Origin of the sequence: Pristimantibacillus sp. PTI5, assembly GCF_048572955.1 — a bacterium.
In the GTDB taxonomy this organism is placed as follows: domain Bacteria; phylum Bacillota; class Bacilli; order Paenibacillales; family Paenibacillaceae; genus Pristimantibacillus.
Genome location: NZ_CP183886.1, coordinates 269,356 through 294,441, shown reverse-complemented (window position 1 = coordinate 294,441; position 25,086 = coordinate 269,356). Strand labels below are relative to the sequence as shown.

At 51.4% G+C, this 25,086-nt stretch carries 23 protein-coding genes and 1 other annotated feature; of the genes, 17 read left to right on the top strand and 6 right to left on the bottom strand.

What is annotated here, in order from left to right; all coding sequences use genetic code 11:
- Positions 1-72: 72 nt before the first annotated feature.
- Positions 73-1,479, top strand: coding sequence for a L,D-transpeptidase (locus tag ACN6MW_RS01560; protein WP_419873923.1), 1,407 nt, complete (start codon positions 73-75; stop codon positions 1,477-1,479).
- A gap of 5 nt (positions 1,480-1,484) precedes the next feature.
- Here the strand turns inward: ACN6MW_RS01560 and ACN6MW_RS01555 are convergent, their stop codons facing one another.
- Positions 1,485-1,625, bottom strand: a complete 141-nt coding sequence (locus ACN6MW_RS01555; protein WP_364149333.1) for a hypothetical protein — start codon at positions 1,623-1,625, stop codon at positions 1,485-1,487.
- Positions 1,626-1,799: 174 nt separating this feature from the next.
- Here ACN6MW_RS01555 and ACN6MW_RS01550 point away from each other — a divergent pair, with 174 nt between their 5' ends.
- The 3 genes from ACN6MW_RS01550 (at position 1,800) to ACN6MW_RS01540 (ending at position 5,181) form a co-directional block, all read left to right on the top strand.
- On the top strand, positions 1,800-2,897 hold the full coding sequence (locus ACN6MW_RS01550) for a quinone-dependent dihydroorotate dehydrogenase (RefSeq protein WP_419873922.1): 1,098 nt from the start codon (positions 1,800-1,802) through the stop codon (positions 2,895-2,897).
- A 17-nt stretch (positions 2,898-2,914) separates the two neighbouring features.
- Positions 2,915-3,718: a GTP pyrophosphokinase gene (locus ACN6MW_RS01545; RefSeq protein WP_419873921.1), complete on the top strand. Its 804-nt coding sequence runs from the start codon at positions 2,915-2,917 to the stop codon at positions 3,716-3,718.
- A 134-nt stretch (positions 3,719-3,852) separates the two neighbouring features.
- Positions 3,853-5,181, top strand: coding sequence for an IS3 family transposase (locus ACN6MW_RS01540; protein WP_419873920.1), 1,329 nt, complete (start codon positions 3,853-3,855; stop codon positions 5,179-5,181).
- A 93-nt stretch (positions 5,182-5,274) separates the two neighbouring features.
- Here the strand turns inward: ACN6MW_RS01540 and ACN6MW_RS01535 are convergent, their stop codons facing one another.
- Entirely contained in the window at positions 5,275-5,811 is a 537-nt protein-coding gene (locus tag ACN6MW_RS01535) for a PCYCGC motif-containing (lipo)protein (RefSeq protein WP_419873919.1), read from the bottom strand.
- On the bottom strand, positions 5,808-6,323 hold the full coding sequence (locus ACN6MW_RS01530) for a thioredoxin family protein (protein WP_419873918.1): 516 nt from the start codon (positions 6,321-6,323) through the stop codon (positions 5,808-5,810). Before ACN6MW_RS01530 ends, ACN6MW_RS01535 begins: the two co-directional genes overlap by 4 nt.
- 139 nt (positions 6,324-6,462) lie before the next feature.
- On the opposite strand from ACN6MW_RS01530, the gene ACN6MW_RS01525 reads away from it, so the two are divergent.
- From ACN6MW_RS01525 to ACN6MW_RS01515, 3 genes are all read left to right on the top strand, one after another.
- Entirely contained in the window at positions 6,463-8,121 is a 1,659-nt protein-coding gene (locus ACN6MW_RS01525; RefSeq protein ID WP_419873917.1) for an RsmB/NOP family class I SAM-dependent RNA methyltransferase, read from the top strand.
- Position 8,122: 1 nt separating this feature from the next.
- A complete protein-coding gene (locus ACN6MW_RS01520) occupies positions 8,123-8,875 on the top strand; it encodes a pseudouridine synthase (RefSeq protein ID WP_419873916.1) in 753 nt (250 codons plus the stop codon).
- A gap of 76 nt (positions 8,876-8,951) precedes the next feature.
- Positions 8,952-9,749 carry a Cof-type HAD-IIB family hydrolase gene (locus tag ACN6MW_RS01515; protein ID WP_364149321.1) on the top strand — a complete coding sequence of 266 codons (798 nt, stop codon included), beginning with the start codon at positions 8,952-8,954 and terminating at the stop codon, positions 9,747-9,749.
- Positions 9,750-9,807: 58 nt separating this feature from the next.
- Here the strand turns inward: ACN6MW_RS01515 and ACN6MW_RS01510 are convergent, their stop codons facing one another.
- Positions 9,808-9,900: a YjcZ family sporulation protein gene (locus tag ACN6MW_RS01510; RefSeq protein ID WP_419873915.1), complete on the bottom strand. Its 93-nt coding sequence runs from the start codon at positions 9,898-9,900 to the stop codon at positions 9,808-9,810.
- 279 nt (positions 9,901-10,179) lie between these two features.
- Positions 10,180-12,003: a DEAD/DEAH box helicase gene (locus ACN6MW_RS01505; RefSeq protein WP_419873914.1), complete on the bottom strand. Its 1,824-nt coding sequence runs from the start codon at positions 12,001-12,003 to the stop codon at positions 10,180-10,182.
- A 128-nt stretch (positions 12,004-12,131) separates the two neighbouring features.
- On the opposite strand from ACN6MW_RS01505, the gene ACN6MW_RS01500 reads away from it, so the two are divergent.
- The 6 genes from ACN6MW_RS01500 (at position 12,132) to leuS (ending at position 18,725) form a co-directional block, all read left to right on the top strand.
- Positions 12,132-12,326: a YwbE family protein gene (locus ACN6MW_RS01500; protein ID WP_364149775.1), complete on the top strand. Its 195-nt coding sequence runs from the start codon at positions 12,132-12,134 to the stop codon at positions 12,324-12,326.
- Between the two features lie 62 nt (positions 12,327-12,388).
- Entirely contained in the window at positions 12,389-12,691 is a 303-nt protein-coding gene (locus ACN6MW_RS01495) for a hypothetical protein (protein ID WP_419873913.1), read from the top strand.
- 156 nt (positions 12,692-12,847) lie between these two features.
- A complete protein-coding gene (locus ACN6MW_RS01490; RefSeq protein WP_419873912.1) occupies positions 12,848-14,053 on the top strand; it encodes a GNAT family N-acetyltransferase in 1,206 nt (401 codons plus the stop codon).
- Positions 14,054-14,110: 57 nt separating this feature from the next.
- Entirely contained in the window at positions 14,111-15,343 is a 1,233-nt protein-coding gene (locus ACN6MW_RS01485) for a CynX/NimT family MFS transporter (RefSeq protein WP_419876242.1), read from the top strand.
- Between the two features lie 146 nt (positions 15,344-15,489).
- Complete coding sequence (locus ACN6MW_RS01480) at positions 15,490-15,894, top strand: hypothetical protein (RefSeq protein WP_419873911.1); 405 nt, start codon at positions 15,490-15,492, stop codon at positions 15,892-15,894.
- A gap of 65 nt (positions 15,895-15,959) precedes the next feature.
- Positions 15,960-16,205: a binding site (T-box leader), on the top strand.
- An 81-nt stretch (positions 16,206-16,286) separates the two neighbouring features.
- Positions 16,287-18,725: a leucine--tRNA ligase gene (leuS, locus tag ACN6MW_RS01475; protein ID WP_364149310.1), complete on the top strand. Its 2,439-nt coding sequence runs from the start codon at positions 16,287-16,289 to the stop codon at positions 18,723-18,725.
- A gap of 40 nt (positions 18,726-18,765) precedes the next feature.
- Here the strand turns inward: leuS and comER are convergent, their stop codons facing one another.
- The gene (comER, locus tag ACN6MW_RS01470) at positions 18,766-19,605 is read right to left on the bottom strand and encodes a late competence protein ComER (RefSeq protein WP_419873910.1); all 840 of its coding nucleotides are present in this window, start codon (positions 19,603-19,605) and stop codon (positions 18,766-18,768) included.
- Positions 19,606-19,801: 196 nt separating this feature from the next.
- Between comER and ACN6MW_RS01465 the strand changes: the two genes are divergently transcribed.
- The 4 genes from ACN6MW_RS01465 to ACN6MW_RS01450 all read left to right on the top strand — a co-directional run bounded on the left by ACN6MW_RS01465 (position 19,802) and on the right by ACN6MW_RS01450 (position 25,068).
- The gene (locus ACN6MW_RS01465) at positions 19,802-20,389 is read left to right on the top strand and encodes a ComEA family DNA-binding protein (RefSeq protein ID WP_419873909.1); all 588 of its coding nucleotides are present in this window, start codon (positions 19,802-19,804) and stop codon (positions 20,387-20,389) included.
- Positions 20,390-20,476: 87 nt separating this feature from the next.
- Positions 20,477-21,772, top strand: coding sequence for a homocysteine synthase (locus tag ACN6MW_RS01460; RefSeq protein WP_419873908.1), 1,296 nt, complete (start codon positions 20,477-20,479; stop codon positions 21,770-21,772).
- Positions 21,773-21,828: 56 nt separating this feature from the next.
- On the top strand, positions 21,829-22,359 hold the full coding sequence (locus ACN6MW_RS01455; protein WP_419873907.1) for a deoxycytidylate deaminase: 531 nt from the start codon (positions 21,829-21,831) through the stop codon (positions 22,357-22,359).
- A 117-nt stretch (positions 22,360-22,476) separates the two neighbouring features.
- Positions 22,477-25,068 (top strand): DNA internalization-related competence protein ComEC/Rec2, encoded by a 2,592-nt coding sequence (locus ACN6MW_RS01450; RefSeq protein WP_419873906.1) that lies wholly within the window; start codon positions 22,477-22,479, stop codon positions 25,066-25,068.
- Positions 25,069-25,086: the final 18 nt, after the last annotated feature.

Sequence of the window (25,086 nt, the reverse complement as noted above, 5' to 3'; positions counted from 1 at the left end):
AAACTGAAGGGATACAAACCGGCTTCCATCCTGCCGATATAGAGAACATACGATATGTTGGGAGGATGGGGGATGGACTCTCCAGAAGATCTATTCTATTTGAAGCAATTTGTAAAGCAGCACCCCGATAACCAAATGGGGTGGTATTTGCTTGGCAAGCAATATTTGCTCGCCGGAAAAGAAGGCAAAGCGAATTATTGTTTTTTGCAGGCGGGCGAGGTTTATGATGCATTTGAACATGAGAGCCACCCGTTATCGGAAAATCATCTGCAGATGCTCAGAGAATGGGGATCGCGGCAAAAGAAAAAAAGGCTTGTCCGCAGAACCGCAGCATTAGCGGCTTTACTGCTGCTCGTAGCCGTGTTAGTGCCGGCGAACGGCGCTATGAATAATAACAAGGATCTAGAACTTCCACCGGACGCGCAGGATTATAGCCTTCCTCTAGGCATCGTATTGGTTCCTCAAAAAGAATTGAATCCGATTGGCAGTGCCTGGAATCGTTTAGTGGCTGCAGGAAACGAAGCTCCTCAGTTCACCATCGCGGCTAGGCTGGAAGCGGATAAGGGCTGGCGCAAATGGATTGGGAACACAAGGCTGCTAATGTCCGTGGAGAAGGATAATGGAAACGGGAAGCTAAATGTGAAGATGTTTGATCGGCTTGCCTGCTCGTGTGAGCCGTCCGATACTGCGGAAGCCACTGCACGTTATATGGACTGGCGAGAGCAGCAGGAGACGCACTGGACGCTCGCAAGCGCTGTCTACCAATATGAGAAGAAATACAAAAAATGGCCGGAGCGGCTGGATGACTTGATTCAGCCTTACCCGAATAATGTGATCGCCGGAGAACGCGAAGGCATGCAAGCCATGTTCCCGCTTGTTCTGAAGAAACTCAAGAACGTGCGCCCTGGCCAAAGCGGCGGAGCTTCTGGTCTAACGAATGAGGAGGGCAGTCAGCCGGCAGCGGAAAAAGATAACGCGAGTAAGCCGAGTACGAACACGATCGTAGGCAGCAACGGGATTTTAGATCGAGAATGGAGCCGGCCGCTTACGATCGTTGTGGATAAATCGACCCACAGCCTTGCCGTCGTTCAAGGCGATATCATCGTGCGCAGCTACCAGGTAGGTCTTGGAGGAAAAGAAACGCCCGAGGGAAGCTTTTATATCAGCGAAAAGGTCAAAAATCCAAACGGACGCGAAGATGGAGATTTCGGAAGCCGCGGCATGACGCTCTCGAATACCTTATATGCCATTCATGGAACCGATGAGCCAAGCAGCTTGGGCAAGGATGACTCGCTGGGCTGCGTTCGGATGGGCAAGGCAGATGTCGAGGAACTTTATGATATGGTACCGCTCGGAACCGTTGTGCATATAAAAAACGGGACGCTTCCAACCGAACAGCAGATACCAGCAGAACGCTTTAGGCTGGAGCCGCGCCAGAATGAAACCAATCCCGCGAAAGTTTATAAATGGTTGACGTAAGAGTCTTACGAAGTGAAAACTAAAAGCAACGCCACCGCAACGATAATTACGCCGACGATAGAGCCGATCCAAATGAGCGCTTTCTTGTTTACCTCTTCCTTCGGCTTCGCTTTCATGGTTGCAGGCTTTCTTTTTGGTGAACTCATCGACTATCAACCTCTCTATTTCAAAATGATAAGGAATATGATCTCATTGTAATCGTTTTCTAGACAAGCCGCAATATAACGGATGCTTGCGCCTTGCGTGCAGGCTCTTTTCTTTTTGCCGCAAAAAAGATAAACTGTCAGGTAGAACATACATCTGAGATCGGAGTGAGTAAGTTGCTTTATTCTTCAATTTTAAAGCCGATTTTTTTTCGAATGGACCCTGAAAAGGCCCATCATCTCGTTATTGACGGCTTAGCCGCAGGAGGGACAGTGCCTGGATTAAACGGGCTTATGCATGCTATGTACGGTGTAGCGGAGTCGCCTGAGCTTGCGACTGAGCTGTTCGGACTGCGTTTTCCGCACCCGGTAGGGCTGGCTGCCGGCCTAGACAAAAACGGCAAAGCGGCGGACGGTTTCTCAAGCGTAGGCTTTGGCTTCGCCGAGGTTGGCACCGTGACTCCAAAAGGACAAGCCGGCAACGAACAGCCTAGATTGTTCCGTCTTCCCCCTGATGAAGCGCTCATCAATCGGATGGGCTTTAACAATGAGGGAACGGCTGCTATGGCAGAGAAGCTGTCGCGACGCAAAATAAACCGGATTCCGATTGCCGTTAACATCGGTAAAAACAAAACGACTCCGAATGAGTTGGCCCATGAGGATTATCAAACCTGCATTCGGGATTTGTATACATATGGAGATTTCTTCGTCGTCAATATCAGCTCGCCAAACACCCCTGATCTGCGCGATTTGCAGCACGGTGAAGAGCTGAGAAATTTGCTTAGCGCCGTAAAAAAGGAAATAAACACGCAGGCGGCGAAAGTAGGAGCAAATGCCAAACCTGTTCTTGTCAAAATCGCGCCAGACATGACGAATGAGCAGCTGGAGCTCACCGTTGCTTCCATTATGGAGAGCGGCGTATCGGGCATAATCGCTACGAATACAACCTTATCGCGCACCGGGCTTCAGCATTCGAATGCTGGCGAAGCAGGCGGACTGAGCGGCAAGCCGCTGCGTGAGCGTTCGACAGAGGTGATTCGCGCCGTTTACCGCCAAACCGGCGGGCAGCTGCCGATTATTGGATCCGGCGGCATTTTTACGGCACAAGATGCATACGATAAAATCCGCGCAGGAGCCTCCTTGGTTGAAATCTATACGGCGCTTATCTACAAAGGCCCTGGATTGCTCCGTGAATTGACGAACGGTTTGAAGGAATGTTTACGCAAAGATGGCTACCGAAATATTGCCGACGCAGTTGGCGCAGATCACGTTTAAGAACAGGAGGCGGCCGGATGGACGGTAGAGACTGGAATCTTTTTTTACAGCCTTATGAACAAGCGGTTGAAGAACTTAAAGTGAAGTTTAAGACAATGCGGGTTGAATTGAAGATAAGAGAAGCTTATGCGCCTATAGAATTTGTCACCGGCCGGGTTAAGCGAATATCAAGCATTTTGGAGAAAGCGAAACGCCTGAATGTCCCTTCGGATCAGCTGGATACGGGAATTGAGGACATTGCAGGAATACGTATTATGTGCCAATTTGTAGATGACATTCATCGCGTGGCTGGTTTGATACGTACGCGCAAGGATCTTTCACTCGTGTACGAGAAGGACTATATCACGAATTTCAAAGACAGCGGCTACCGCAGCTACCATATGATTGTCGAATACCCGGTCCAAACCGCGCTCGGATACAAGATCGTGCTTGCCGAGATTCAAATCCGAACGCTGGCGATGAATTTTTGGGCGACGATCGAGCATTCCTTGAATTATAAATTTAAAGAAAGCTTGCCAGAGGATGTGCGCAATCGTCTCAAAAAAGCTGCGGAAGCCGCATCGCAGCTCGATACGGAAATGACCAGCATCCGCAAAGAAATTTTGGATGCGCAAACGGAATTCGAGGAACAGTCCAATGTGGTCTCGAAGGTGTTAAAGGGCATTCAAGATTTATATTTCTATCACCGGGTTCGCGAAGCGGCGCAGTATCAAATGAAGTTCAACGAAAAGTTCGAGAAAGAAGATTACCATGAGCTGAATCAGCTTTCGCTCGATATACAAGCGGCAATCGCGAAAGCCAAAAAAGGCAGCCAAGGTTAATTCATAGAAAACAAAGAAGGGGCCGTGCAAGGGTCTAATTTAAACTGGTACCCATACACTGGACACTTTGAAAAAAGGGTTTAGCGTGTGTGGGTACCTTTTTTGTATACTAGAGTGATTAGTGGGGCGAGCGAATGAGCAAAAAACACTTTAATCAATATGAGCAGGAACAGTTAGCTAATAACCCATATGTCTTACGGGTCAGCGAAAAATCGATTACGTATGCAGATGAGTTCAAACGTGCGTTCATTGACCAGTACGTGTTGGGGCGTACACCAAGAGAGATTTTCGAAACCAGTGGATTTCAAGTGGAGATCCTCGGGATGAAGCGAATCGAACAGTCTGCAGATCGTTGGAAGAAAGCTTACGAAAAAGATGGGATCATTGGACTTGCGGACTCGCGTAAAGAAGCGGCTCTACGCCCATTAAAACAACATTTATCCCCTGAGGAGATCATCACCAGGCAGGATGCGAAGATTAAACTTTTAGAGGCTCAACTGGCATACGTAAAAAAGTTAGACAGGAACGAAAGGAGGCTACTAGCAAACGGAAAAAGCCTAAGCCCGAGTGATCGCTTTAACCTTATCCAAAAAGCCGTGCAACAAGGTTTGGGGCGAATGACACGTTACCTCTGCCAACTACTTGACGTGTCTCGCTCTGGCTATTACAACTATCTCCGCTCTGCTGACAAACGCCAGGAGCGTACGCTAGTGGATGAGAAAGCAGGTGCACTCATCAAGAAAGCTTTTCATCGAAGAGGTTACAAAAAGGGCTCCAGATCCATTAAGATGACGTTGGAAAATGAATATGATACCTGTTACAACTTGAAGCGTATTCGAAGGTTAATGAATAAATTTAACCTCGTATGTCCTCATCGGAAACCAAACCCGTATCGCCTTATGGCCAAAGCGACGCAAGAACACCACACCCTCCCCAATGAGCTGAAAAGGGACTTCAAGAAAGGAATCCCGGGTCTTGTGCTGCTCACCGATATCACCTATCTTCCGTATGGAAAATTACAGACGGCTTATTTGTCAACCATTTTGGACTCCTCAACAGGGGAGGTTCTAGCCCAAAACCTCTCAAACTCCCTTCAACTGCCATTAGCCACAAGAACCATTAAATTGTTAATGAAGCAGAGGCGTTTAAAACTCCATAAGGATGTATTCATCCATTCTGATCAAGGAAGCCACTACACAAGCCCCACCTACCAAAAATTACTGAAGAGAAAAGGCATTGGACAGTCCATGTCACGACGTGGGAACTGCTGGGACAACGCCCCACAAGAGTCTTTCTTCGGTCATATGAAAGATCATGTTAAGAGTCGAGAATGTACAACTTTGGCCGAATTGCAACGAGAAATTAACCGCTATATTCGTTATTACAATCATCACAGATATCAGTGGGGACTAAAAAAGATGACTCCTGTTCAATACAGGAATCATCTCTTAAGTGTTTCTTAGTGTTCTTTTTTTCAAAGTGTCCTTGACTATGGGTCCAGTTCAATTAGACACTTTGCACAGCCCCTTCTTTTATTTTTTCGTCAATCGGCAGGACTAGTCGATGGATTTATTTGGCTTGTATAGGTCGTCTATCGCAGCCCGTATCTCAGCGTTCGTCTTGCCTTGCTTGCTTAAAGCGATGACCTCTTCCATCTCTTTCTTGCATATGCCACAGCTGGTGCTGTGATTCGTCCAGGTTACGCTGCCCTCGTCTGCGGGATGCTCTGCAACGTAACAGCGTAGAAGGGAATCATGCGGGTTTTCAACCTCAACGCCTTCTGCACATCCGCAATAACAAGTAATTCCGCTCATGATGTCAGCGTGGTCATGTACCGCTTGATAAAGCTCGCTGGTATGCGGCGTGTAATCAGAGAGAAAGGCTGGCATCTCGTCATAGGATGCTGTCGTTTGCCATGTTTCTGAACCGTGTTGATGCTCAGCGCCCGCTTTATCGTCATCCGCCAAGCCGCATGCGGTAAGCAATGTAATGACAGCGAAGGCAAGCAGCATGGCATATACAAATCCGCGAATGCGCGAGCTTTTTTGCTCCTCTGCGTTTTGTTCGTCCGAAAGGCGCTGACGTTTCATCATTTGGTTTCAGCTCCCGAATATTTGTTAAAGAATGCCCTGAAATCTTCTATGCTGTAGCCTGTAGCTCCTTCTTCGGCAAGACCGCCCTCGAGCTTGTCGACTTGTACGCCGTCTTTGAAATAAGCAAGGGTAGGCGTATATTCCACGTTATACTTATTGAAATAGGATGGGAACTCTCTTAGGTTAAACTGTGGCAAATCGATGCCCAGCTCGTCCACCAACGGCATAAGCTGAGGTGTCGTTTTCTGACAATGCGGGCAGTCGGAAGCGAATAGGTAGACGAAGAAATCTTCCTTATCGGCAACCTTCTTGTCCAATACGTCCGGTAATATGATATTCTGGTAGTTAGGATCGTCAAGCTGCTTGCGCGTTTCCGGATTCAATTGTGATACGGGCTTGCCATACAGCGCATTGACCTTGCCGCTGTTGTTAAGAATGAAAATAAAACCGAATAATAGTATAACGATTCCGATATAAACGTAGATCATTTTGACTTTGCTTTTCTTTTTCATGTGTGCGAATACCTCCGAAACAGGATTATGGCGGACAAACCCGACAAAGGCTTGTTCTTACTTAAATATATTATATAACAAAGCCATATGAGTATGTAAGTGCATGGACATCGACGATAATTGGCAGGAGGAACTGAGCATGAACGGCAATTTGCCGCGTAATTTCACGGAAAAAATGGAAAAGCTGCTAGGAGACGAATATGACAAATTTATGTCTTCCTATGAAGCTCCGAGAGTATATGGCCTGAGAATCAACCGGTTAAAGCTTGATATCGAACAATGGAAGAAGCTTAGCTCGATGAAGGGAGAGCTGCGGCCGATTCCTTGGGCGCCGGATGGCGTGTATTACGAGGAAGGCGAGCGTCCCGGCAAACATCCGCATTACCATGCAGGCCTATATTATATTCAAGAGCCGAGCGCAATGGCGCCGGTTGAGCTGCTGGACATCATGCCCGGCCATCGCGTGCTGGACCTATGCGCGGCTCCTGGCGGGAAGTCGACCCAGATTGCCGGAAAGCTGCAAGGAACTGGCGTATTGGTTACCAATGACAATGCAAAGGAAAGAACGAAGGCATTGGCTAAAAATATCGAGCTTGCCGGTGTCCGCAATGCAGTCGTGCTTAACGAGGAGCCTGCAGCCATCGCGGGTGTATTCCCGGAATGGTTCGACCGCATTCTCGTCGATGCGCCGTGCTCCGGAGAAGGCATGTTCCGCAAGGATGAGTCGATGATTGCGGAATGGGAGAAACATTCGATCGAACGGTGCTCGGTCATGCAGCATGATATTCTGAAGCATGCGGCAGCGATGCTGGCGCCCGGAGGGCGTATCGTCTATTCGACTTGTACCTTCTCGCCTGAAGAGAATGAACAGCAAATCGCATGTTTTCTGGCTGATCATCCCGATTTCTCTATCGCAGACGTGCCGCATCGTTTTGGTTGGACGCCTGGCCGCGCCGATTTAGCTGCTGAAGCCGCGCCGCTAGGCCCTGAGCGCCTGCAAAGCATCAGCGGCACGGTAAGGCTGTGGCCGCATCTTATTGAGGGAGAAGGGCATTATGCGGCTGTGCTTGTACGCAGCGGAGAAAGGACGCCTGAGCCAGCGGAAAGGATTCTTGCTGCGGCCACTTCCTCGGAGCGGTCAGTCAGGCGATCTGCTGGCGGGGCCCTAAAACGGGAAGCTTCGAAGGGCAGCGGAAAAAGGCATGAGAATAAAACGGATCACAGAGAGGAACGGCGGGCAGGTAAACGCCAAACGAGAATGGATTGGGCAAGCGCAGGAACAGATCGGCCTGCTGGCAAACGAGCTGCAGCTAACGGCCGGGACGGACTCGCTGCACAAGAATCGGTTGAAGCGGATCCCGTGGAACTTTGGCATCAATTTGCCGGACAATTTGCGACAAATGCATTAACCTGGCCGGGACATGCGGTGGCTTACGGCTCACGCGTTTATATTCAGCCTGACGAGCTTCCAGCGTTAGACGGTTTACGTGTCGTGAGAGCGGGCTGGTATGTCGGCGAAGCGGCACGCGCCCGATTTGTGCCGTCGCATCCGCTCGCAATGGGCTTAACCTTTGACACGGCGGTTCGTGTCGTGGATTGGAGTTCGGATAATGAGCAGACGCTCCGCTTCCTCAAAGGCGAAACCTTATTCGTTGAGGAAACGGAAATCAAAGTGCAAGACGGGGCGCCTGTCAATGGATATATACTGGTTTGCACGGACGGCTATCCAATTGGATGGGGGAAATATGCCGGAGGCATGATTAAAAATGAGCTTCCAGCAGGATGGAGATGGATGTAGCATGGGCAAAAAATTACGGGTAGACAAGCTGCTCGCGCATATGGGGCATGGCACGCGCAGTGAAATTAAAAGAGCGGTGAAGCTTGGGATGGTTGAGGTAGACGGCCGGGTTATTAAGGACAGCGGGCTCGTTGTCGATCCGGAAGCGGCAGAGGTTACTTTTGACGGTGTTCCTGTTGTTTACAGGGAAGTCGTATATTTTATGATGAACAAGCCGCAAGGCGTTATTTCGGCAACGGAGGACGGGCGCGAGCGTACGGTTATCGATTTGCTTGAGCCGCAGGACCGGCTTCGTGATCCGTTTCCAGTCGGGAGGCTCGACAAAGATACGGTCGGCCTGCTGCTGCTCACGAATGACGGACAACTGGCGCATGAGCTGTTGTCTCCGCGCAAGCATGTGGCTAAAACATACGAGGCACTGGTGTCAGGGGATGTAGCAGAAGAAGACAAGCAGTTTTTCAAATCCGGAGTGACATTGGATGACGGTTACGTTACGATGCCGGCCGAGCTTCATATTAGCAGCCGCGAGCAGCGGGATGACGGGATCTATTCAAGCATATCGCTTACGATCATGGAAGGTAAGTTTCACCAAGTAAAAAGAATGTTTGAAGCAGTCGGCAAGCAGGTCGTCCATTTGAAAAGAGTTTCGATGGGGCCGCTTAAGCTGGATGAATTGCTTGCTGAGGGCTCTTACCGGGAATTATCCAAAGAGGAAGTCGAGCTCCTGCGTTCCCATAGGAAATCGGCTGAGTAATTCTATTTAATAACAAGAGCCTGTATAATAACCAGATAGAAAGAGAGAAAGAGATAGGGATAGGAGTGGAGCGGTTATGAGCTTGCAATATGACCTAATTGCTTTAGATGTAGACGGAACACTGTTGACGGATGACCACGTGCTCACGGAGGCGATTCTGGATTCGGTAAATGAGGCTGCTAGCCGAGGCGCCCAAATTGTTTTATGCACGGGCAGGGGACCATCCGGTGCGCTTCCCATACTCAAGGAGCTTGGGCTTAGCGGTACCGTAATTACGCATAATGGGGCAGCCACTATTAATTCGAACGATCGTTCCATCGTACATGAGTTTGCAATGATTCCGGAGCATTTGCTCGGCTTCGTAAGCTATTGCCGCGATAATGGCATTCACTTTGATTTGAACACGGCGTTTGAGATGATGGTTGAGAGCATGACTCCTGAAGCGGAGGTTATGTATGGACATTATCAAGCCAAGCCTTTAGTTCAAGATTTTCGGCTCGGATTGCCAAATGGGCTTGTGAAATTCACAGTGTTCGGAAGCAAAGAAAAGATGGATATCGTGCAGGCTGAATGGGCGGGGTGGCCCAAGCAGCTTCATTCCATACGCAGCGGTGATTATTTTATCGATGTTCACCATTTGGAAGCCAATAAGGGAAGGGCGCTGCAGCAGCTTGCGGAAATCAGAGGCATCGAACGCAGCCGCATTTTGGCGATCGGCAATTATTATAACGATATAACCATGCTGCAATTTGCAGGTATGGGCATTGCGATGGGCAATTCTCCGGAAGAGGTTAAGCGGGCTGCAAATGCGGTCGCTTATTCGAACAGCGAGGACGGCGTCGCCAAGGCGCTGCGGGAATACGCCTGGCGTTAACCGCAAAAAACCGTCTGGGCATACGCTCAGACGGTTTTTAGTATGGTTTCACGTGGTTTTAGACAAGAACGGATCTAGATATGATTACCAGAAGAATGAACAATACCAAAATTACGCCTACTGACGTAAAACCTCCATGTACACCGGACATGCCAATTCCTCCTATTATGAAATTTCCGACCCCCGGGCGATTCGGATCGAGCTTAATCTCCCATCGTTCGGTATATTGCAGTATATGAAAAATGTCCCGTATCGATTGGACGTTTGTCTCGGAGTTACTGAATATTAGGCATTTGCTCCGTTAATTTGAGCAGAAGACCGTGACGACTGCCGTTCCGCCAAATGTTAGGGAAGGGGAAATGTCTTGCATCAAAAAAAAGTGGTTCCGGCAGGATGATTAACATTCTGCTAGAACCACTTTTATTAAGAGTTAACGATTGCGCCCGCCGCGCGGCTTGTTGGAAGAACTTCCGCCACGCGTACTGCTGCGTCCGCTGGAAGGGGCACTGCTGCGCCCGCCTGCTGAAGAGTTGCCGCGTTGGCCTCCGCGGCCGCCTGCTTGGGCTTTGCCGCGGACAGCGCCGCGGTTATTGCTTGCTTTGGCATCATTGCGAGCGGCTTCCCACGGGCTGTCGACCGTCGAAGGAGCACGTCCGGCAGCGTGCTCAGCGCCGCGCGGGCTTCCAAAGCCGCTGCTGCGGTTTGCGCCGCCGCGGCTTTCGGTGCGTTCACCGCCGCGGGCTGCGCCGCCGCGATTTGCAGATCGTTCGCCGCCGCGTGGCGCGCTGCTGCGGGTGCTTGTGCGATCGTCGCCGCGCGCCGCTCCGTCATTATCGAAGCGCTCCCCGCGGCGGGCAGACCAACCGGAAGTGACACCGGCCGTTTCGGCAACCTCACCCCGTACATCAGCTGTTCTTCCAGTGCGTTTGCCGGATGCAGCAGGACGGAAGCTCTCGCGCTGGCCTCTGCGTCCGCCTGGCTTGGCATTGCGATCGGGTTGACTGGAGCGGTCCCGTCCGCGACGGCCGCCTTCTGCAGGCTTGCCGCTTGCGCTGCGTGTTCCGGTCCTGCCGGCTGCTCCCCGGCTTTTCTCAGGACGATCGCCACCGGATTGCGCCCGGACGGAAGTTTCATTGCCTTCGCTGTCAATGGCCCGACGCGTAAGCTTGGCGTTAATGCTCTGCTCGATGAGCAGAAGGTGGTTTTTGTCATAAGGCGTTGCGAGCGTAATCGCGGCACCTTCCTGACCGGCGCGGCCGGTTCTGCCTATGCGATGGATATAAAGCTCGCCGTCCTGCGGAACGTCGTAGTTATACACATGCGTGACGCCTTCCACATCGAGTCCGCGAGCCGCAACGTCAGTTGCGACAAGCACCTGCAAGCGGGCGTCTCTAAATCGCTTCATGACCTGCTCGCGCTTGGCTTGCGTCAAATCGCCGTGCAGCTCATCCGATTCAATGCCGATTTCTTGGAGCTCTTTATTCAATTTTTTGGCGCGAACCTTCGTCCGGCAAAAAATAACCGCTAGATACGGCTGATGGCGCTCCAGCAAATGAACAAGCGTTTGCTGCTTGCTTCGGTCCGTCGTCTCGTAGACGATCTGCGTAATGCTGTCCAGTGTCACGTTCGTGCTCCGAACGCGGATATCCACAGGCGTTTTCATGTAATCCGCTGCCAGCTTACGAATGGCATCAGGCATCGTCGCGGAGAACAGCATGGTTTGGCGCGCTTTCGGCGTTTGCGAAATGATGCTCTCCACATCTGGCAGGAATCCCATGTGAAGCATTTGGTCGGCTTCATCGAGAACAAGCATTTGCAGCTTGCCCAGGCTGACCGTTTCGCGCTTCATATGATCGATCAGGCGGCCCGGCGTAGCAACTACGATATGCGGGGAACGCTGCAGCTTGCGGATTTGAGCATCGACATCTTGACCGCCGTAAGCGGCGAGCACGCTAACGCCCACAGCAGGAACGAGTTTTTTTAGCTCGCTCGTTATTTGTATAGCAAGCTCCCTAGTCGGCGTTAGAATGAGGGCCTGTACTTGTTCTTTTTCTATGTTAATTCGTTGCAAAATAGGCAGCGCAAAAGCAATCGTTTTGCCGGTGCCCGTTTGTGCTTGCGCAATGACGTCCTGTCCATTTAGCAGGAGAGGGATTGCTTGCTTTTGAACCGGAGTCGGTTCGGTAATACCATCATGGTGAAGCAGTTCGCTAAGCTTGGGAATGATACCCAAAGCATTAAATGCGTTAGACATTAATACATTTCCTCTTTTCGTAAACATCGTTTGATGTTAAGTATAACAGCTGTCCTTATATTGTGCATCTTTACTTTGCATATGCTATGCTAGAAGCCAATATTATGAGCAGCAGAGGAATGGTAATGATGAATGGAACAGAGCGCTCGGCAATAAGGCCGGGCCTGCAGGTAGATATCGTATTGAAACAGGACCAACGCACCGGCAAGCTTACACGGGGCGTCGTAAAAGATATTCTCACGAATGCTCCCAAGCATCCCCACGGTATCAAAGTAAGGCTCGCCGATGGCCAGGTAGGCAGAGTCAAAAACATTTTTGCGTAATGATTCTTTGAGCGGTCCTATATGACGAGCTTTGTAATTCTAAGCGTTAAGGAGCGTGTAAGATGGCATTCGGCATAAAAAGAAAAGAGATGGATGACTGGAAGGCAGCAGTTGCGCGCGGAGAAATTGCATTTCTTACGCATTACTGGCTCGACCCCAGGTTTCCGAACATGCGGACCGTGACAAAGGTTGGCTGCTCCGATTTGGAGAAGCTCTCGCGCTGGTGTCTGGATAACGGCCTCAACCCCCGTTATATTCATGCCCGATCCGAGTATCCCCATTTCGATTTGCATGGCCCGAAGCAGGGCGAGATATTGCGGCGGTCGAGCCAGCTGGAGCAGCTTGAACGCTTCGGCTTGCAGTAGGCACACGCGCGGATTATAGATATTGCCGGCTGCTCATAGAGCAGCTTTTTTCTTGTTGTTCGTTCGAAAAATCCTCTCGCCCGAAAACGAAGCATCTATTATGATGAAAGGAAAGCAACAAATACGTTTACTTCCTTAAAGAGAGTGGGAACAAGAATGGCTACTGAAAAAGAGCAGCTTCTGCAAAGGTTCAGGGAATGGATGGCCTTTGCTGCCGATCTGGGGAAATATGATGATCGTTTTTGGAATCAGAGCGTCGCGCCAGGGAAATGGTCGGTACGCGAGGTTGTCGCCCATATTAAGCAGTGGGACGATTGTTTTTACGAAGAGGCGATCGCAAAAGTGGAAGCGGGCCTGCCGCTTACCGTTAAGCACCTGGACTATGATGAGTTTAACGAAATGGCGAAAGACTACGGAAAGAACACCTCGAGGATAGAGTTGGCAGCTCAAGCCATACATAGCCGTGAACGGATCATTCTCGCGATAGGCCGGTTTTCGGATGAGCGGTACGAAGGCGATTATGAGGACGCGGACGGGCATCTGTTCCAGACGCCGCAGTATTTAAAGGATTTTATTTGGCATGACCAGCATCATATCATGCCGATAAACCGGCTTTTGCATTTACGGATAGAAGAAATGAGCTTGAATGGCTGGCCTGCTCTGCAAACGGTCGTATATGACGGGTGGCTGCTGCGTTTTGCGGAGGGATATACCAAGCGGTCCAACTCGGTTAATCCGCTGTACGGACATACCTTAGAGCTGGACGCAAAAATTCGCGAATGCGAGGAACGGTATGCAGGTCAAAACCTTCGTACGGTTTTTAAAATCACGCCGTTCAGCCAACCTGCAGGGCTTGACGAGGAGCTGGCCTTGCGCGGTTATGAACTGGTCGATGAAACGATCGTAAAGACCATACATTTAACCGACGTCCAGACACCTAGTTTTGCGGATGTATGGCTCGAGAACGAGCTCTCAGAAAGCTGGCTGGATGCCCTAACGATTTTTAGCAAATTGACGGACGAGCATCGGACCGCTACCCGTAAAATGCTTTTGCAATCGCCGCTGCAAAAATGCTTCGCGCTCCTTCATGAAAACGGCATACCGGTTGCATGCGGATATGCAGTCATCGAGGATGGTTGGGTGGGGCTTTATGATATAATTACGGATCCAAGCAAACGGAATAGGGGCTTTGGCGAGCAGCTTGTATTGCATTTGCTGCAATGGGGGAAGGAACAAGGGGCGGCGGAGGGGTATTTGCTTGTCGTCAAAAATAATAAACCGGCAAATGCCTTGTATGACAAGATCGGCTACTCCGCACAGTATGAATACTGGTATCGCGTATCGAATATTACAGGCCGTTAAATGAAAGCTTAACAGCATAGAATGAACAGCATGAGAAAGAAGGATTATTTAGTGAAAATGAATAACGTAAAAGGGACATCCGCGGCGTCCGCGCGTCCGGTTGCATTAACAGGCTCGTGGCTGCTTCTGCTTGGCATCCTGCTGATCGCCGCTAATTTACGGGCCTCGATTACGGCCGTAGGGCCGATCGTCTCGGATATTCAAGCTGCTTTCGGGTTATCGAGCGCCATGACTGGATTGCTGACGACGTTGCCGCTGCTCGCTTTCGCGCTCGTTTCACCGTTGGCTCCGCGCTTCGCGCAGCGAATCAGCATGGAAAATACCTTATTTCTTGCCATGGTTATCCTGACGGGCGCGATCGTCATCCGCTCGCTTCCATTCGCATCGGCATTATTTGCAGGAACCGTACTGCTTGGCATGGCGATTGCGGCGGCAAATGTCCTGCTGCCGAGCTTGATCAAACGGGATTTCCCAACCTCTGTCGGCATGATGACGGGTTTATATTCGGTCGTTATGAATTTAGGGGCAGCCCTAGCCTCCGGTTTCAGCATTCCGATCGCGGAGCAGCTTGGCTTCGGTTGGCAAGGGATGCTCGCTTTCTGGTCGTTGATTGCGCTCATTGCGACTGTATCGTGGCTGCCGCAAACGCGTCCGGTCACCCGAATTAGGCAATCGAAAAAAACAGGGGACAGAGTGAAAAGGCCAAACATGCTGGGCACTGCTTTGGTGTGGCAGGTCACTTTGTTTATGGGTCTGCAATCGTTTTGCTTTTATGTCAATATTTCATGGCTGCCTGAAATCTTATTTGATCGAGGCATGAGTCACGCGGATGCAGGCTGGATGCTGTCGATGCTTCAATTCGTAAGCTTGCCCGCGACCTTTATCATTCCTGTGATCGCGGGAAAGCAAGCCAGTCAGCGCGGGCTTGCCGTATTAACGGCAGCGCTTCTGTTGATTGGATATCTAGGGTTGTTAATAGGAAGCTCTGCGCTGATTCCGGTTTGCATGATCTTGCTTGGAATAGCCGGGGGATCGGGCTTTAGCCTGGCCGTTATGTTCTTCGTGCTTCGGACACGCAGTACGGAGCAATCGGCGCAGCTGTCAGGCTTGGCGCAGTCCATTGGCTATTTGCTTGCCGCTGCCGGACCTCTTTTATTCGGTTTTATTCATGACCGAACCCATAATTGGACTGTTTCACTGGCGATGCTGGCGGTCGTCACCGTGATTTTTGGAATAATTGGCTGGGGCGCAGGCGCAAATAAATATTTGCCCTCCGAGATAAGGGAATAAAAGCAAATCAAATGAAGGTTAAGCGCAACAATATTTGGATAGCATTCGTATAGGAGGATGCCCCGACTATTCCGACGCTTTCCCAGCGGATTTCATGTACTTTCAAAGTAGGGGAAACTAAGCTGATTTGAGAGGAATGAAGCCGAATGGGGAGAAAAGGGCTGATTGTGCTCGTAGGAACATTATCGATTATCACAGGCATTTTATACTTGAACGGTTTGGGGTTTAGCTATGCCTTCATGGATACGGAGAGCGGATCCGAGCAAAATGCGGTACAGTTTTGGAGCAAATGGTCTATCGGCCTGGGCTTGGTTTTGCTTGTGACGCTGCTTCTAAGAAATAAAATGAAGTCACAAGTAAATGACGGACAGCTCATATTGGTGCTGGGCTTGTTGTTTTTAATTCAGCTTCCGCCGTTTGCACTCTGGCTGCTCATCGTTATTACGGGATTTGGTAATGCGCTCGTTGGCATTGCCATACACAGCCTGCTGCTCGCGCTTCTCGTAAGAATCGTGACGATGGGCCGCCAGGGCGGAGCATCGCGCATCTAGCGGGGACGGATCTCTTGACACCGAACCGCTTGATCTTTATAATCGAAACTAACCATTTTTATGCATATGGAGCGTTGAAGAGGAACAGTAATTTCGATGGCAAGGCTTAGAGAGCCGGTGTTTAGGGTGGAAGCCGGACCTGCTGCGAAATGAAGCTCGCCTTGGAGCTGTGCGAAAGATCCTGCGATAGGCTTATCGTATGGAGATGAGCACCGTTTGGCCTGCGATAAGGGCGACAAGTGAGCGTTAGGCAAAGCATGCCTGCCGCTAACTAGGGTGGTACCACGGGAGAACAACCTCTCGTCCCTAGCGATTATCGCTAGGGGCGGGAGGTTTTATGTTTTTATGCAGCTGGCGGCATACAGCACATTTACTTAGGAGGATATCATCAAATGAGTCAAGAACAGCAATTTCACGGCTATAATCCGCTTGTTGTCGAACCGAAATGGCAGCAATTCTGGGATAAGAACAAGACATTCCAAACGACGGAGGACGCAGGGAAGCCGAAGTTTTACGCGTTGGATATGTTTCCTTACCCGTCAGGCGCAGGTTTGCATGTCGGCCATCCGGAGGGCTATACGGCTACGGATATCGTGTCCCGCTACAAGAGAATGAAGGGCTACAACGTGCTTCATCCGATGGGTTGGGATGCATTCGGCTTGCCGGCAGAGCAGCATGCGCTTGATACCGGCCAGCATCCGCGCGACATCACATTCAAAAATATCGATAATTTCCGCAGACAAATCAAATCGCTCGGGTTCTCCTACGATTGGGACCGCGAGATTAGCACGACGGATCCGGAATACTACAAATGGACGCAATGGATTTTCATTCAATTGTATAACCGCGGTCTAGCTTATGTGGCCGAGGTATCCGTTAACTGGTGCGAGGCGCTCGGAACGGTGCTTGCAAACGAAGAGGTCATTAACGGCCTCAGCGAGCGCGGCAACCACCCGGTTGTCCGAAAGCCGATGCGCCAATGGATTTTGAAAATTACCGAATATGCCGATCGTCTATTGGATGATTTGGAAGAGCTGGACTGGTCAGAGAGCATTAAGGATATGCAGCGGAACTGGATCGGCAAATCGAAGGGTGCGGAGGTTACGTTCGAGATTGACGGACATGACTCTTCATTGGTGGTGTTCACCACTCGTCCGGATACTTTGTTCGGCGCGACCTACTGCGTGTTGGCCCCGGAGCATGAGCTGGTAGCGAAGATCGTTTCCGAGGGGCAAAAGGCGGCGGTTGAAGCTTATCAAGAGGCTGCTGCGCGCAAAAGCGACCTGGAGCGGACCGATTTGGCGAAGGACAAATCAGGCGTATTCACCGGCGCTTATGCCATTAATCCGGTAAACGGCGTAAAAACGCCTATCTGGATTGCGGATTACGTATTAGCCGGTTACGGCACAGGCGCGATTATGGCGGTGCCGGGCCACGATGCGCGTGACTGGGAGTTCGCAAAGCAATTTGATCTGCCGATCGTAGAAGTCGTGCAAGGCGGCGACATCGCGAAGGAAGCTTACGCCGGAGACGGCAAACATATCAATTCCGATTTCCTGGACGGTTTGACGAATGAGGAAGCAATCGCCAAAATGATCGAGCATTTGGATGCGTCCGGCAAAGGCAAAGGCAAAATTACGTATCGCCTGCGCGATTGGCTGTTCAGCCGTCAACGCTATTGGGGCGAGCCGATTCCGATTATCCACTTGGAAGACGGCACGATGAAGACCGTTCCGGAGGACCAGCTGCCGCTCTTGCTGCCTGATGTCGATGCGATTAAACCATCAGGCACGGGTGAATCCCCGCTTGCAGTGGTTACGGATTGGGTAAACACGATTGACCCCGAGACCGGCATGAAGGCTCGCCGCGAGACGAATACGATGCCGCAATGGGCTGGAAGCTGCTGGTACTATTTGCGTTTTATCGATCCAAAGAACAATGAACAGCTATGTTCGCCGGAGAAACAGAAGGAATGGCTTCCTGTTGACTTGTACATCGGCGGAGCCGAGCATGCCGTGCTGCATCTTCTCTATGCCCGTTTCTGGCATAAGGTGCTCTATGATATCGGCGTGGTTGATACGAAAGAGCCGTTCCATAAGCTGGTTAACCAAGGGATGATTCTTGGCAACAACAACGAGAAAATGTCCAAGTCGCGCGGTAATGTCATAAATCCGGACGATATCGTAAATGAGTTCGGGGCAGACACTTTGCGTATGTACGAAATGTTTATGGGTCCGCTTGAAGCGACGAAGCCATGGAACACGAACGGAGTCGAAGGAACCTATCGTTTCCTCAGCCGCGTATGGCGTTTGTTCGTCAACGAGGACGGCAGCCTCAACGCCAAAATCGGAGACGGCGACACAAGCGATGCTTTCAAGCGTACGTGGCATCGTTCCATTAAGAAAATTACGGAGGATTATGAGGCTTTGCGCTTCAATACCGTAATCAGCCAGCTGATGATTTTTGTCAACGAAGCGTACAAAACAGAAGTGCTGCCGAAAGCGGCCATGGAGCAATTCGTTCAATTGCTTTCGCCAATTGCCCCGCATATTGCGGAAGAGCTCTGGGAAAAGCTTGGGCGCACGGATTCGCTTACGTACGCTGCGTTCCCGACCTTCGATGAGGCTTGGACCGTCGATCAAGAGGTAGAGATCGTCGTTCAAGTGAATGGAAAAATCGCGGACCGCGTTTCCATCGCGGCAGACATGGACGTTGCCGAAATGGAAAGCTTGGCGAAGGAACTTGAAAAAGTACAAGAGCTGATTGCCGGTAAAACGATCCGCAAGGTGATTGCGGTTAAAGGCAAGCTAGTGAACATCGTTGCAAATTAAAGCAAATTGAAGAGGTGAACGGGATTTAGCTGAAGAACAGCTATTGACCGTTCACCTCTTCGCCTATAAAGGCGCTCGAAACCTTGGCTAAATCTTCTTTGAACTTATCATGGGTTGTGCGGATCAACTGGTTAAATACACCATCGGTCTCCCGGCGGAGCATGTTAAGCGCTTTGGCCGTAATTCCACCGGGGACGGCAACTCTTTCCTGAACCTCCGCAGGCGTCATGCCGCCTTCGGTCAACAGCAAACCCGTGCCCAAGAGCATGGCGCTTGCTACGCGCAGCGCTTCTTCGCGTCCGATGCCTGTTTCCTCGACGGCTGCGTCAACAAATTGTTCTAGCAGGAAGGAAATGAACGCAGGGCCGCAGCTCGATAAATCGGAGACGATTCTTGTGAAGCTTTCATCTATTCGAAGCGGCTGGCTGATATGGGATAACAAATCCTCCAGCAGCGTTTTGTCGTCTTCATCAACCGATTGGCCATAGATGCACAGCGATGCTCCGCTCCAAACATGATTCGTAATGCTTGGAATCACTTTCGCGATTTTGCAATCCAGTTCGCCTTCCAGGTGGGAGATGAGCACGGGACTTGTAATGGAGACGACGATTTGATCCGGTCTTATGACGGGTTTTATATCATCCACCGCTTTTTTGAATTCCAAAGGCTTGACGCACAAAAAAACAATATCGCAGCCGCAGGCAGCCGCAGCATTCGTAAACTCGGCTTTCATGCCGGAATACCGGATGGCCAAAGCTTGCGCTTTTGCAAAGGTGCGGTTGCTTACGGCAATTTGTGTTGGCGATAATGCACCTGATGCTATCAGTGCTTCAATAAGCAGGCTTCCCATCGTGCCCGTCCCGATAAATCCGACATTCATGCTGAACCCTCCTATAGGTTTGGCGCGTGCATGACCAGCTAAGAGCGATTGAAACTAGGCCAAGCGCAGCAAATCCCGAGTCAAAATCAATCATTTAAATCTTTTCGGTTGCTCTCTTACCTTATTCATAAAGACTTGTTTTATATGTCACCGGTTTCCAAATAAATTGTCGATTGCATGGGGAGGGTCAAAAGAAATGAAATCAGCTGAAAACCGCATATCTAACAAACAGCTCTTAGCTGCTTCTCTCTTTATCGTTACGGCGGTTGTTCTGCTTGCTGCGGCTTTTATGGAGCCAAAGCGAAGCGATACCGGAAACTGGGCACCTTTAAACGTGGCTGTAGAAGAAGCGATATCAGCACTGGACGCGACAGGCGAAGGGACCGGCGAGCGCCAAGCGAATATAGTGAAATCAACGTCTGGCGCAAACGATAAATCTGACAGGGTTGGCATTTCCGAAGCGCCAACCCAAAAACCAGCGCAGCCGGCTAAAGAGGCCGTATTAGACGCGGGTACGGCAGGCACTGAAGCGATCCCCTCAGACGCTGCGATAGACCCCGCAGCAGAATCGGAAGCGGATGAAACAGGCAAGATCGACATCAATCGCGCGACGGCGGCGGAGCTTGACGCTTTGAAGGGAATAGGCCCTGCAAAAGCGCAGGCTATTATTGAAGATAGAGATAAAAATGGTAAATATGCTTCGGTAGACGATCTGCTGCGGGTCAAGGGAATTGGCGAAAAATTGCTGCAAGCCATGCAAGATGGCATTGTAGCCCGTCCATAATTGTGAGAGAATGGAAGGAAGCTGGCGAATAATCCAGCGCTTGCCATTATTTTATCAAACATTCATAAAGTAGAAGGAGTCGAGAAAATGTCAGAACAACGCAAGCTTTCTCTTGATACGCTATCCGTCCACGGAGGTCAGCAAATTGATCCAACCACGTTGTCGCGCGCGGTGCCTATATACCAAACGACATCTTACGGATTCAGAGATACGGATCATGCCGCAAATTTATTCGCGCTGCAGGAATTCGGCAATATCTACTCTAGAATCATGAACCCGACCTCGGATGTTTTTGAGAAACGCGTGGCGGAGCTGGAGGGCGCTCCGGCAGCCCTTGCGGTTGCTTCTGGCCAATCGGCTATTACATACGCGATACTGAATATTGCCGGTGCGGGCGATGAAATCGTATCCGCGACCAGCTTGTACGGAGGCACCTACAATTTATTTTCGATTTCGCTTGCGAAGCTGGGCATTACGGTTAGATTCGTAGATCCGTCCAATCCGGAAAATTTCCGCACCGCGATTAATGAGCGCACGAAAGCCGTTTACGCGGAAACCATCGGGAATCCGAAGGGCGACGTGATCGATATTGAAGCCGTCGCCGCAATCGCGCACGAGAACGGAATTCCGTTTATCGTGGATAATACGTTCCCAAGCCCTTACCTCTGCAGACCTATCGAGCATGGCGCGGATATCGTTGTCCATTCGGCAACCAAGTTTATCGGCGGACACGGCACATCAATCGGCGGTATCATTGTAGACGGCGGGAATTTTGACTGGAAAGCAAGCGGGAAGTTCCCGGGCTTGACGGAACCGGATCCAAGCTACAACGGCGTTGTATATACGGATGCGGTTGGACCGATCGCCTACATTATCAAAGCCCGCGTGCAATTGCTTCGCGACATGGGGGCCGCAATCTCGCCTTTCAACTCCTTCTTGTTACTCCAGGGCCTCGAAACGCTTCATCTGCGGATGGAACGCCACAGCTCCAATGCGCAGAAGGTAGCTGAGTTTTTGGAAGCCCATGAAGCGGTCGAATGGGTGAATTACCCAGGGCTTGCAAGCCACCCTTCTTATGACCTTGCCCAAAAATATTTGCCGAAGGGCAAGGGGGCCATTATGACTTTCGGAATTAAAGGCGGCATTGAAGCCGGCAAAAAAGTGATCAACTCGGTTGAATTGTTCTCTCATCTTGCAAATGTCGGCGATTCGAAGTCGCTTATCATCCATCCGGCAAGCACAACGCATCTGCAGTTGTCGGAGGAGCAGCAAGCGAGTGCGGGCGTTTCTCCGGGAATGATTCGCCTATCCATCGGTACAGAGGGAATTGAAGATATATTGGCGGATCTCACCCAAGCCTTAGCGGCCAGCCAACAGGGCTAATCAAATCGATTGATGCAGCCAGAGCATCAGAACAGCATGAGAAAGGAAGTTAGTTCATGAATAACCAAACGCAAGATGCCGTCCGCAAAGACTGGGACACTTATTTTATGGATATCGCCTATATGGTTTCGACGCGCTCGCGTTGTCCGCGCAGGCATGTAGGAGCCGTTCTCGTCCAAGGGAAAAAGCTGCTCGGAACCGCTTATAACGGAGCGCCGATGGGCGTGCAGGATTGTCTTGAGGCAGGCTGCATGATTGCGGAGGAGGTCGAGATGAAGCTGGTCGACGGCAAGGAGCAGCCTTTTAAGAAGCAGCGCTGCATCCGTACGATCCACGCGGAGCAAAACCTGCTGCTGTTCACGGACCGTGCCGACCGCGAGGGCTCTACCGTTTACGTAACCGATCAGCCCTGCTGGACTTGCGCGAACATGCTGGCGAACAGCGGCGTGATCGAAATCGTTTATCATCGCAGCTATCCGAAGGACAGCGAAAAGGTGATTCATCTGATGAAACAGAAAGGCATCGTCTTCCGTTGTTTGGAGCAATTCGACCCGCCGGCCCAGGCGCATATGGTAGTAACGTCTTAGCAGTAGCAGTAACAATTTCATACACAATGGAGGAGGAACCTTCGAATGCATCTTTGGATGCGTCGGAGGTTCTTTTTTTGTATTGCAGACAGAAAAGTGAAAGAAGGGAAGCTGGGGATGAATCGACGTCCTTTGATTTGGTTTGCGATTTGCTTTGTAGGGGGGAGCGCCGCGGCTGCGGGTTTCAGCAGCCGCGGCGTTTTGCTTGCGGCGGGCGCGGCTGCGCTGCTCGCGACGGCAGCCGTGCTGTGCCGGCTGGCGAGTTGGCAGCTCGCGGCAGCCTGCGCGCTTGCAGTAAGCCTTGCCGCGGGGCAGCGGTTGTGGGCGGATGCCCGCAACGTGACCGAGCTGCCGGCGCTGCTCGCCGCCGCCGAGGCGGATGGTCCGCGAGCGGCGTATGCGGCGGAAGCGGTCGGCACGGTCATGTCGGCGGTGGAGATCGACGGCGACCGTGTGATGTTTCGCGTGGCGGCGGACTCCATCCGCGTGGAGGGCGAAGCCGCCGCGCGAGAGGTGCGCGAGCGGCTGGTTGTGCATGTCCGGCTCGCTGTGCAGCCGGAGCAGGCTATCGCCGCGGCGTGGCAGCGCGGCGACCGCGTGCGCTTGGCCGGCGAGCTGACGCGGCCGGCCGGCGCATCCAATAGCGGCGGATTCGATTACCGCCGCTACCTCAGCAGCCAGAGGATCCACTGGCTGCTCAAGGTGCAGGGCACCGCCGCCGTCGAAGCGGCGGCGGGCCCCCCGTGGACCGCGGCCGCGCTGCTCGGCCGCGTTGACAACGCGCGCGCCTTCCTTGGCGCGCGGATGGATAAGCTGTACCCGTCTGCGCAGTCCGGGTACATGAAGGGGCTCGTCCTCGGAATTCGCGAGGACCTCGACCCCGAACAGTTCCAGCAATTTTCGCGGCTGGGACTTACGCATATATTGGCCATATCCGGTCTCCATGTCGCGGTATTTCTATACGCGCTTGGGGGCTTGCTTCGCTTTGCGAGGATGAGCCGCGAGCGTATTCTGCTGCTGCTGATGGTTTCTGTTCCGCTGTACGTGCTCTTGGCAGGGGCCTCGCCCTCCGTCATCCGCGCGGGTTTAATGGCGGTTTTGGGCTTGCTTGCCGCTCGCCTTGGGAAGCTGAAGGACGGCATGCATCTTCTTGCCGCAGCTGCCGTGCTTATGCTAGTTTACGATCCTTTCTTTATAGAAAATGTAAGCTTCCAGCTCTCGTTTATCGTGACGATTGGTTTGGTTCTAGGCGTTCAGCCCGTACGGAAAGCGATGCCGAAGTGGAGAAAGGGCGGCTCGCTGCTGGATTTGTTCGCGGTTACGCTTGTTGCCCAGCTTGTGTCTTTTCCAGTCACGATCTATTATTTCAATCAGTTTCATATGTTATCTATGCTTGCGAATTTCGTGCTCGTTCCCTTCATTAGTTTTGTCGTGATGCCGCTTGGGGCCGTTGCTCTTTTGCTTGCCATACCGTGGGAGGCTGGCGGAAAGCTGCTTGCCTTTGCCTCGCACTATGCAAATGACTGGACCTTTGCGCTTGTCGATCACCTGTCCCGGGTGGATTCGCTGCGAACAATATGGGCTACGCCCCCGATCTGGTGGGTTGCTGCTTGGCTTACTATTCTTGGAGCGTTATTTCGGTTGGTTAATCTCTGGACGGACCGCCGAACAGCGCGGCATCTAGAAGCAGCTTTAGATTTGGAGCAGACGCAGCCGCTTGGAATCATAACAACCTACGGATTCGCCCAAGCAGGCAATAAAAAGCTAAGCACTTGCATCTTTGCGCTTCTGATCCTCCAGTCGGCGATGCTCTTGTCCGCCTATAAGCCTGATTTATTCAATAAACAAGCATCCGTAAGCTTTATTGACGTCGGGCAAGGCGATGCCATTCATATCCGGACGCCTGGAGGCAAGCATATCTTGATCGACGGGGGAGGCACGCTCACCTACCGGAAGCCTGGCGAGGAGTGGAGGGAGCGCAGCGATCCGTTCGAGATCGGGCAGAAGGTGCTTGTCCCGCTTCTCATGAAACGAGGCGTGCAGGAAATCGATATTCTCGTCATTTCGCATTTGGACAGTGATCATGTCCGCGGCTTAAAAGCGGTGCTGGATACGATACCCGTTCGCAGCATATGGTGGAATGGCACGGTGAAGGAATCCGATGACGCGCGGCAACTTTTGAAGCAGGCAGTCGCATTGCGTATACCTATGTACAGCGTCAGGGCAGGCATGATGCACCAGCCGGACAAAAATACCGAGATCAACATCATATGGCCTTTGGCTGACGGCGCCTCACCGGAAAAGGTAGCCGCGCTAGAGGAACAAAATGAAAAGAGCGTAGTCATGACCGTGCGGCTCTATCAATCGACCTTTCTGTTCTCGGGAGACATTAATTCAGAAACGGAAAAAGCGATCATTCGCAATGAGCAAAATAAGAGCCCATTGTTTACCTCCGAGCGGAAACCCGTATCGATCATGAAAATCGCGCATCACGGCAGCCGGTTTTCAACCAGCGAGGCTTGGTTGGCTTACTGGAAGCCAAGCGGGGCCGTAGCTTCCGTCGGCGCAACGAACAGCTACGGGCATCCGAATCCTGATGTTTTGTCAAGGTTAGCCAAACAGGGTATAGAGATTTGGCGGACAGACGTCGACGGCGAGGTTCGTTTTACGGTGACGGATCAAGCTTTGCTCTCCTATATAAAAGAATAATAAGAATTGGAAGAATTC

Excerpts from the sequence above, each read along its gene's own strand:
- ACN6MW_RS01560 (WP_419873923.1), top strand. The coding sequence starts at position 73 with ATGGACTCTCCAGAAGATCTATTCTATTTGAAGCAATTTGTAAAGCAG.
- ACN6MW_RS01555 (WP_364149333.1), bottom strand. The coding sequence starts at position 1,625 with ATGAGTTCACCAAAAAGAAAGCCTGCAACCATGAAAGCGAAGCCGAAG.
- ACN6MW_RS01545 (WP_419873921.1), top strand. The coding sequence starts at position 2,915 with ATGGACGGTAGAGACTGGAATCTTTTTTTACAGCCTTATGAACAAGCG.
- ACN6MW_RS01540 (WP_419873920.1), top strand. The coding sequence starts at position 3,853 with ATGAGCAAAAAACACTTTAATCAATATGAGCAGGAACAGTTAGCTAAT.
- ACN6MW_RS01535 (WP_419873919.1), bottom strand. The coding sequence starts at position 5,811 with ATGATGAAACGTCAGCGCCTTTCGGACGAACAAAACGCAGAGGAGCAA.
- ACN6MW_RS01530 (WP_419873918.1), bottom strand. The coding sequence starts at position 6,323 with ATGAAAAAGAAAAGCAAAGTCAAAATGATCTACGTTTATATCGGAATC.
- ACN6MW_RS01525 (WP_419873917.1), top strand. The coding sequence starts at position 6,463 with ATGAACGGCAATTTGCCGCGTAATTTCACGGAAAAAATGGAAAAGCTG.
- ACN6MW_RS01520 (WP_419873916.1), top strand. The coding sequence starts at position 8,123 with ATGGGCAAAAAATTACGGGTAGACAAGCTGCTCGCGCATATGGGGCAT.
- ACN6MW_RS01515 (WP_364149321.1), top strand. The coding sequence starts at position 8,952 with ATGAGCTTGCAATATGACCTAATTGCTTTAGATGTAGACGGAACACTG.
- ACN6MW_RS01510 (WP_419873915.1), bottom strand. The coding sequence starts at position 9,900 with ATGTCCGGTGTACATGGAGGTTTTACGTCAGTAGGCGTAATTTTGGTA.
- ACN6MW_RS01505 (WP_419873914.1), bottom strand. The coding sequence starts at position 12,003 with ATGTCTAACGCATTTAATGCTTTGGGTATCATTCCCAAGCTTAGCGAA.
- ACN6MW_RS01500 (WP_364149775.1), top strand. The coding sequence starts at position 12,132 with ATGAATGGAACAGAGCGCTCGGCAATAAGGCCGGGCCTGCAGGTAGAT.
- ACN6MW_RS01495 (WP_419873913.1), top strand. The coding sequence starts at position 12,389 with ATGGCATTCGGCATAAAAAGAAAAGAGATGGATGACTGGAAGGCAGCA.
- ACN6MW_RS01490 (WP_419873912.1), top strand. The coding sequence starts at position 12,848 with ATGGCTACTGAAAAAGAGCAGCTTCTGCAAAGGTTCAGGGAATGGATG.
- ACN6MW_RS01485 (WP_419876242.1), top strand. The coding sequence starts at position 14,111 with ATGAATAACGTAAAAGGGACATCCGCGGCGTCCGCGCGTCCGGTTGCA.
- ACN6MW_RS01480 (WP_419873911.1), top strand. The coding sequence starts at position 15,490 with ATGGGGAGAAAAGGGCTGATTGTGCTCGTAGGAACATTATCGATTATC.
- leuS (WP_364149310.1), top strand. The coding sequence starts at position 16,287 with ATGAGTCAAGAACAGCAATTTCACGGCTATAATCCGCTTGTTGTCGAA.
- comER (WP_419873910.1), bottom strand. The coding sequence starts at position 19,605 with ATGAATGTCGGATTTATCGGGACGGGCACGATGGGAAGCCTGCTTATT.
- ACN6MW_RS01465 (WP_419873909.1), top strand. The coding sequence starts at position 19,802 with ATGAAATCAGCTGAAAACCGCATATCTAACAAACAGCTCTTAGCTGCT.
- ACN6MW_RS01460 (WP_419873908.1), top strand. The coding sequence starts at position 20,477 with ATGTCAGAACAACGCAAGCTTTCTCTTGATACGCTATCCGTCCACGGA.
- ACN6MW_RS01455 (WP_419873907.1), top strand. The coding sequence starts at position 21,829 with ATGAATAACCAAACGCAAGATGCCGTCCGCAAAGACTGGGACACTTAT.
- ACN6MW_RS01450 (WP_419873906.1), top strand. The coding sequence starts at position 22,477 with ATGAATCGACGTCCTTTGATTTGGTTTGCGATTTGCTTTGTAGGGGGG.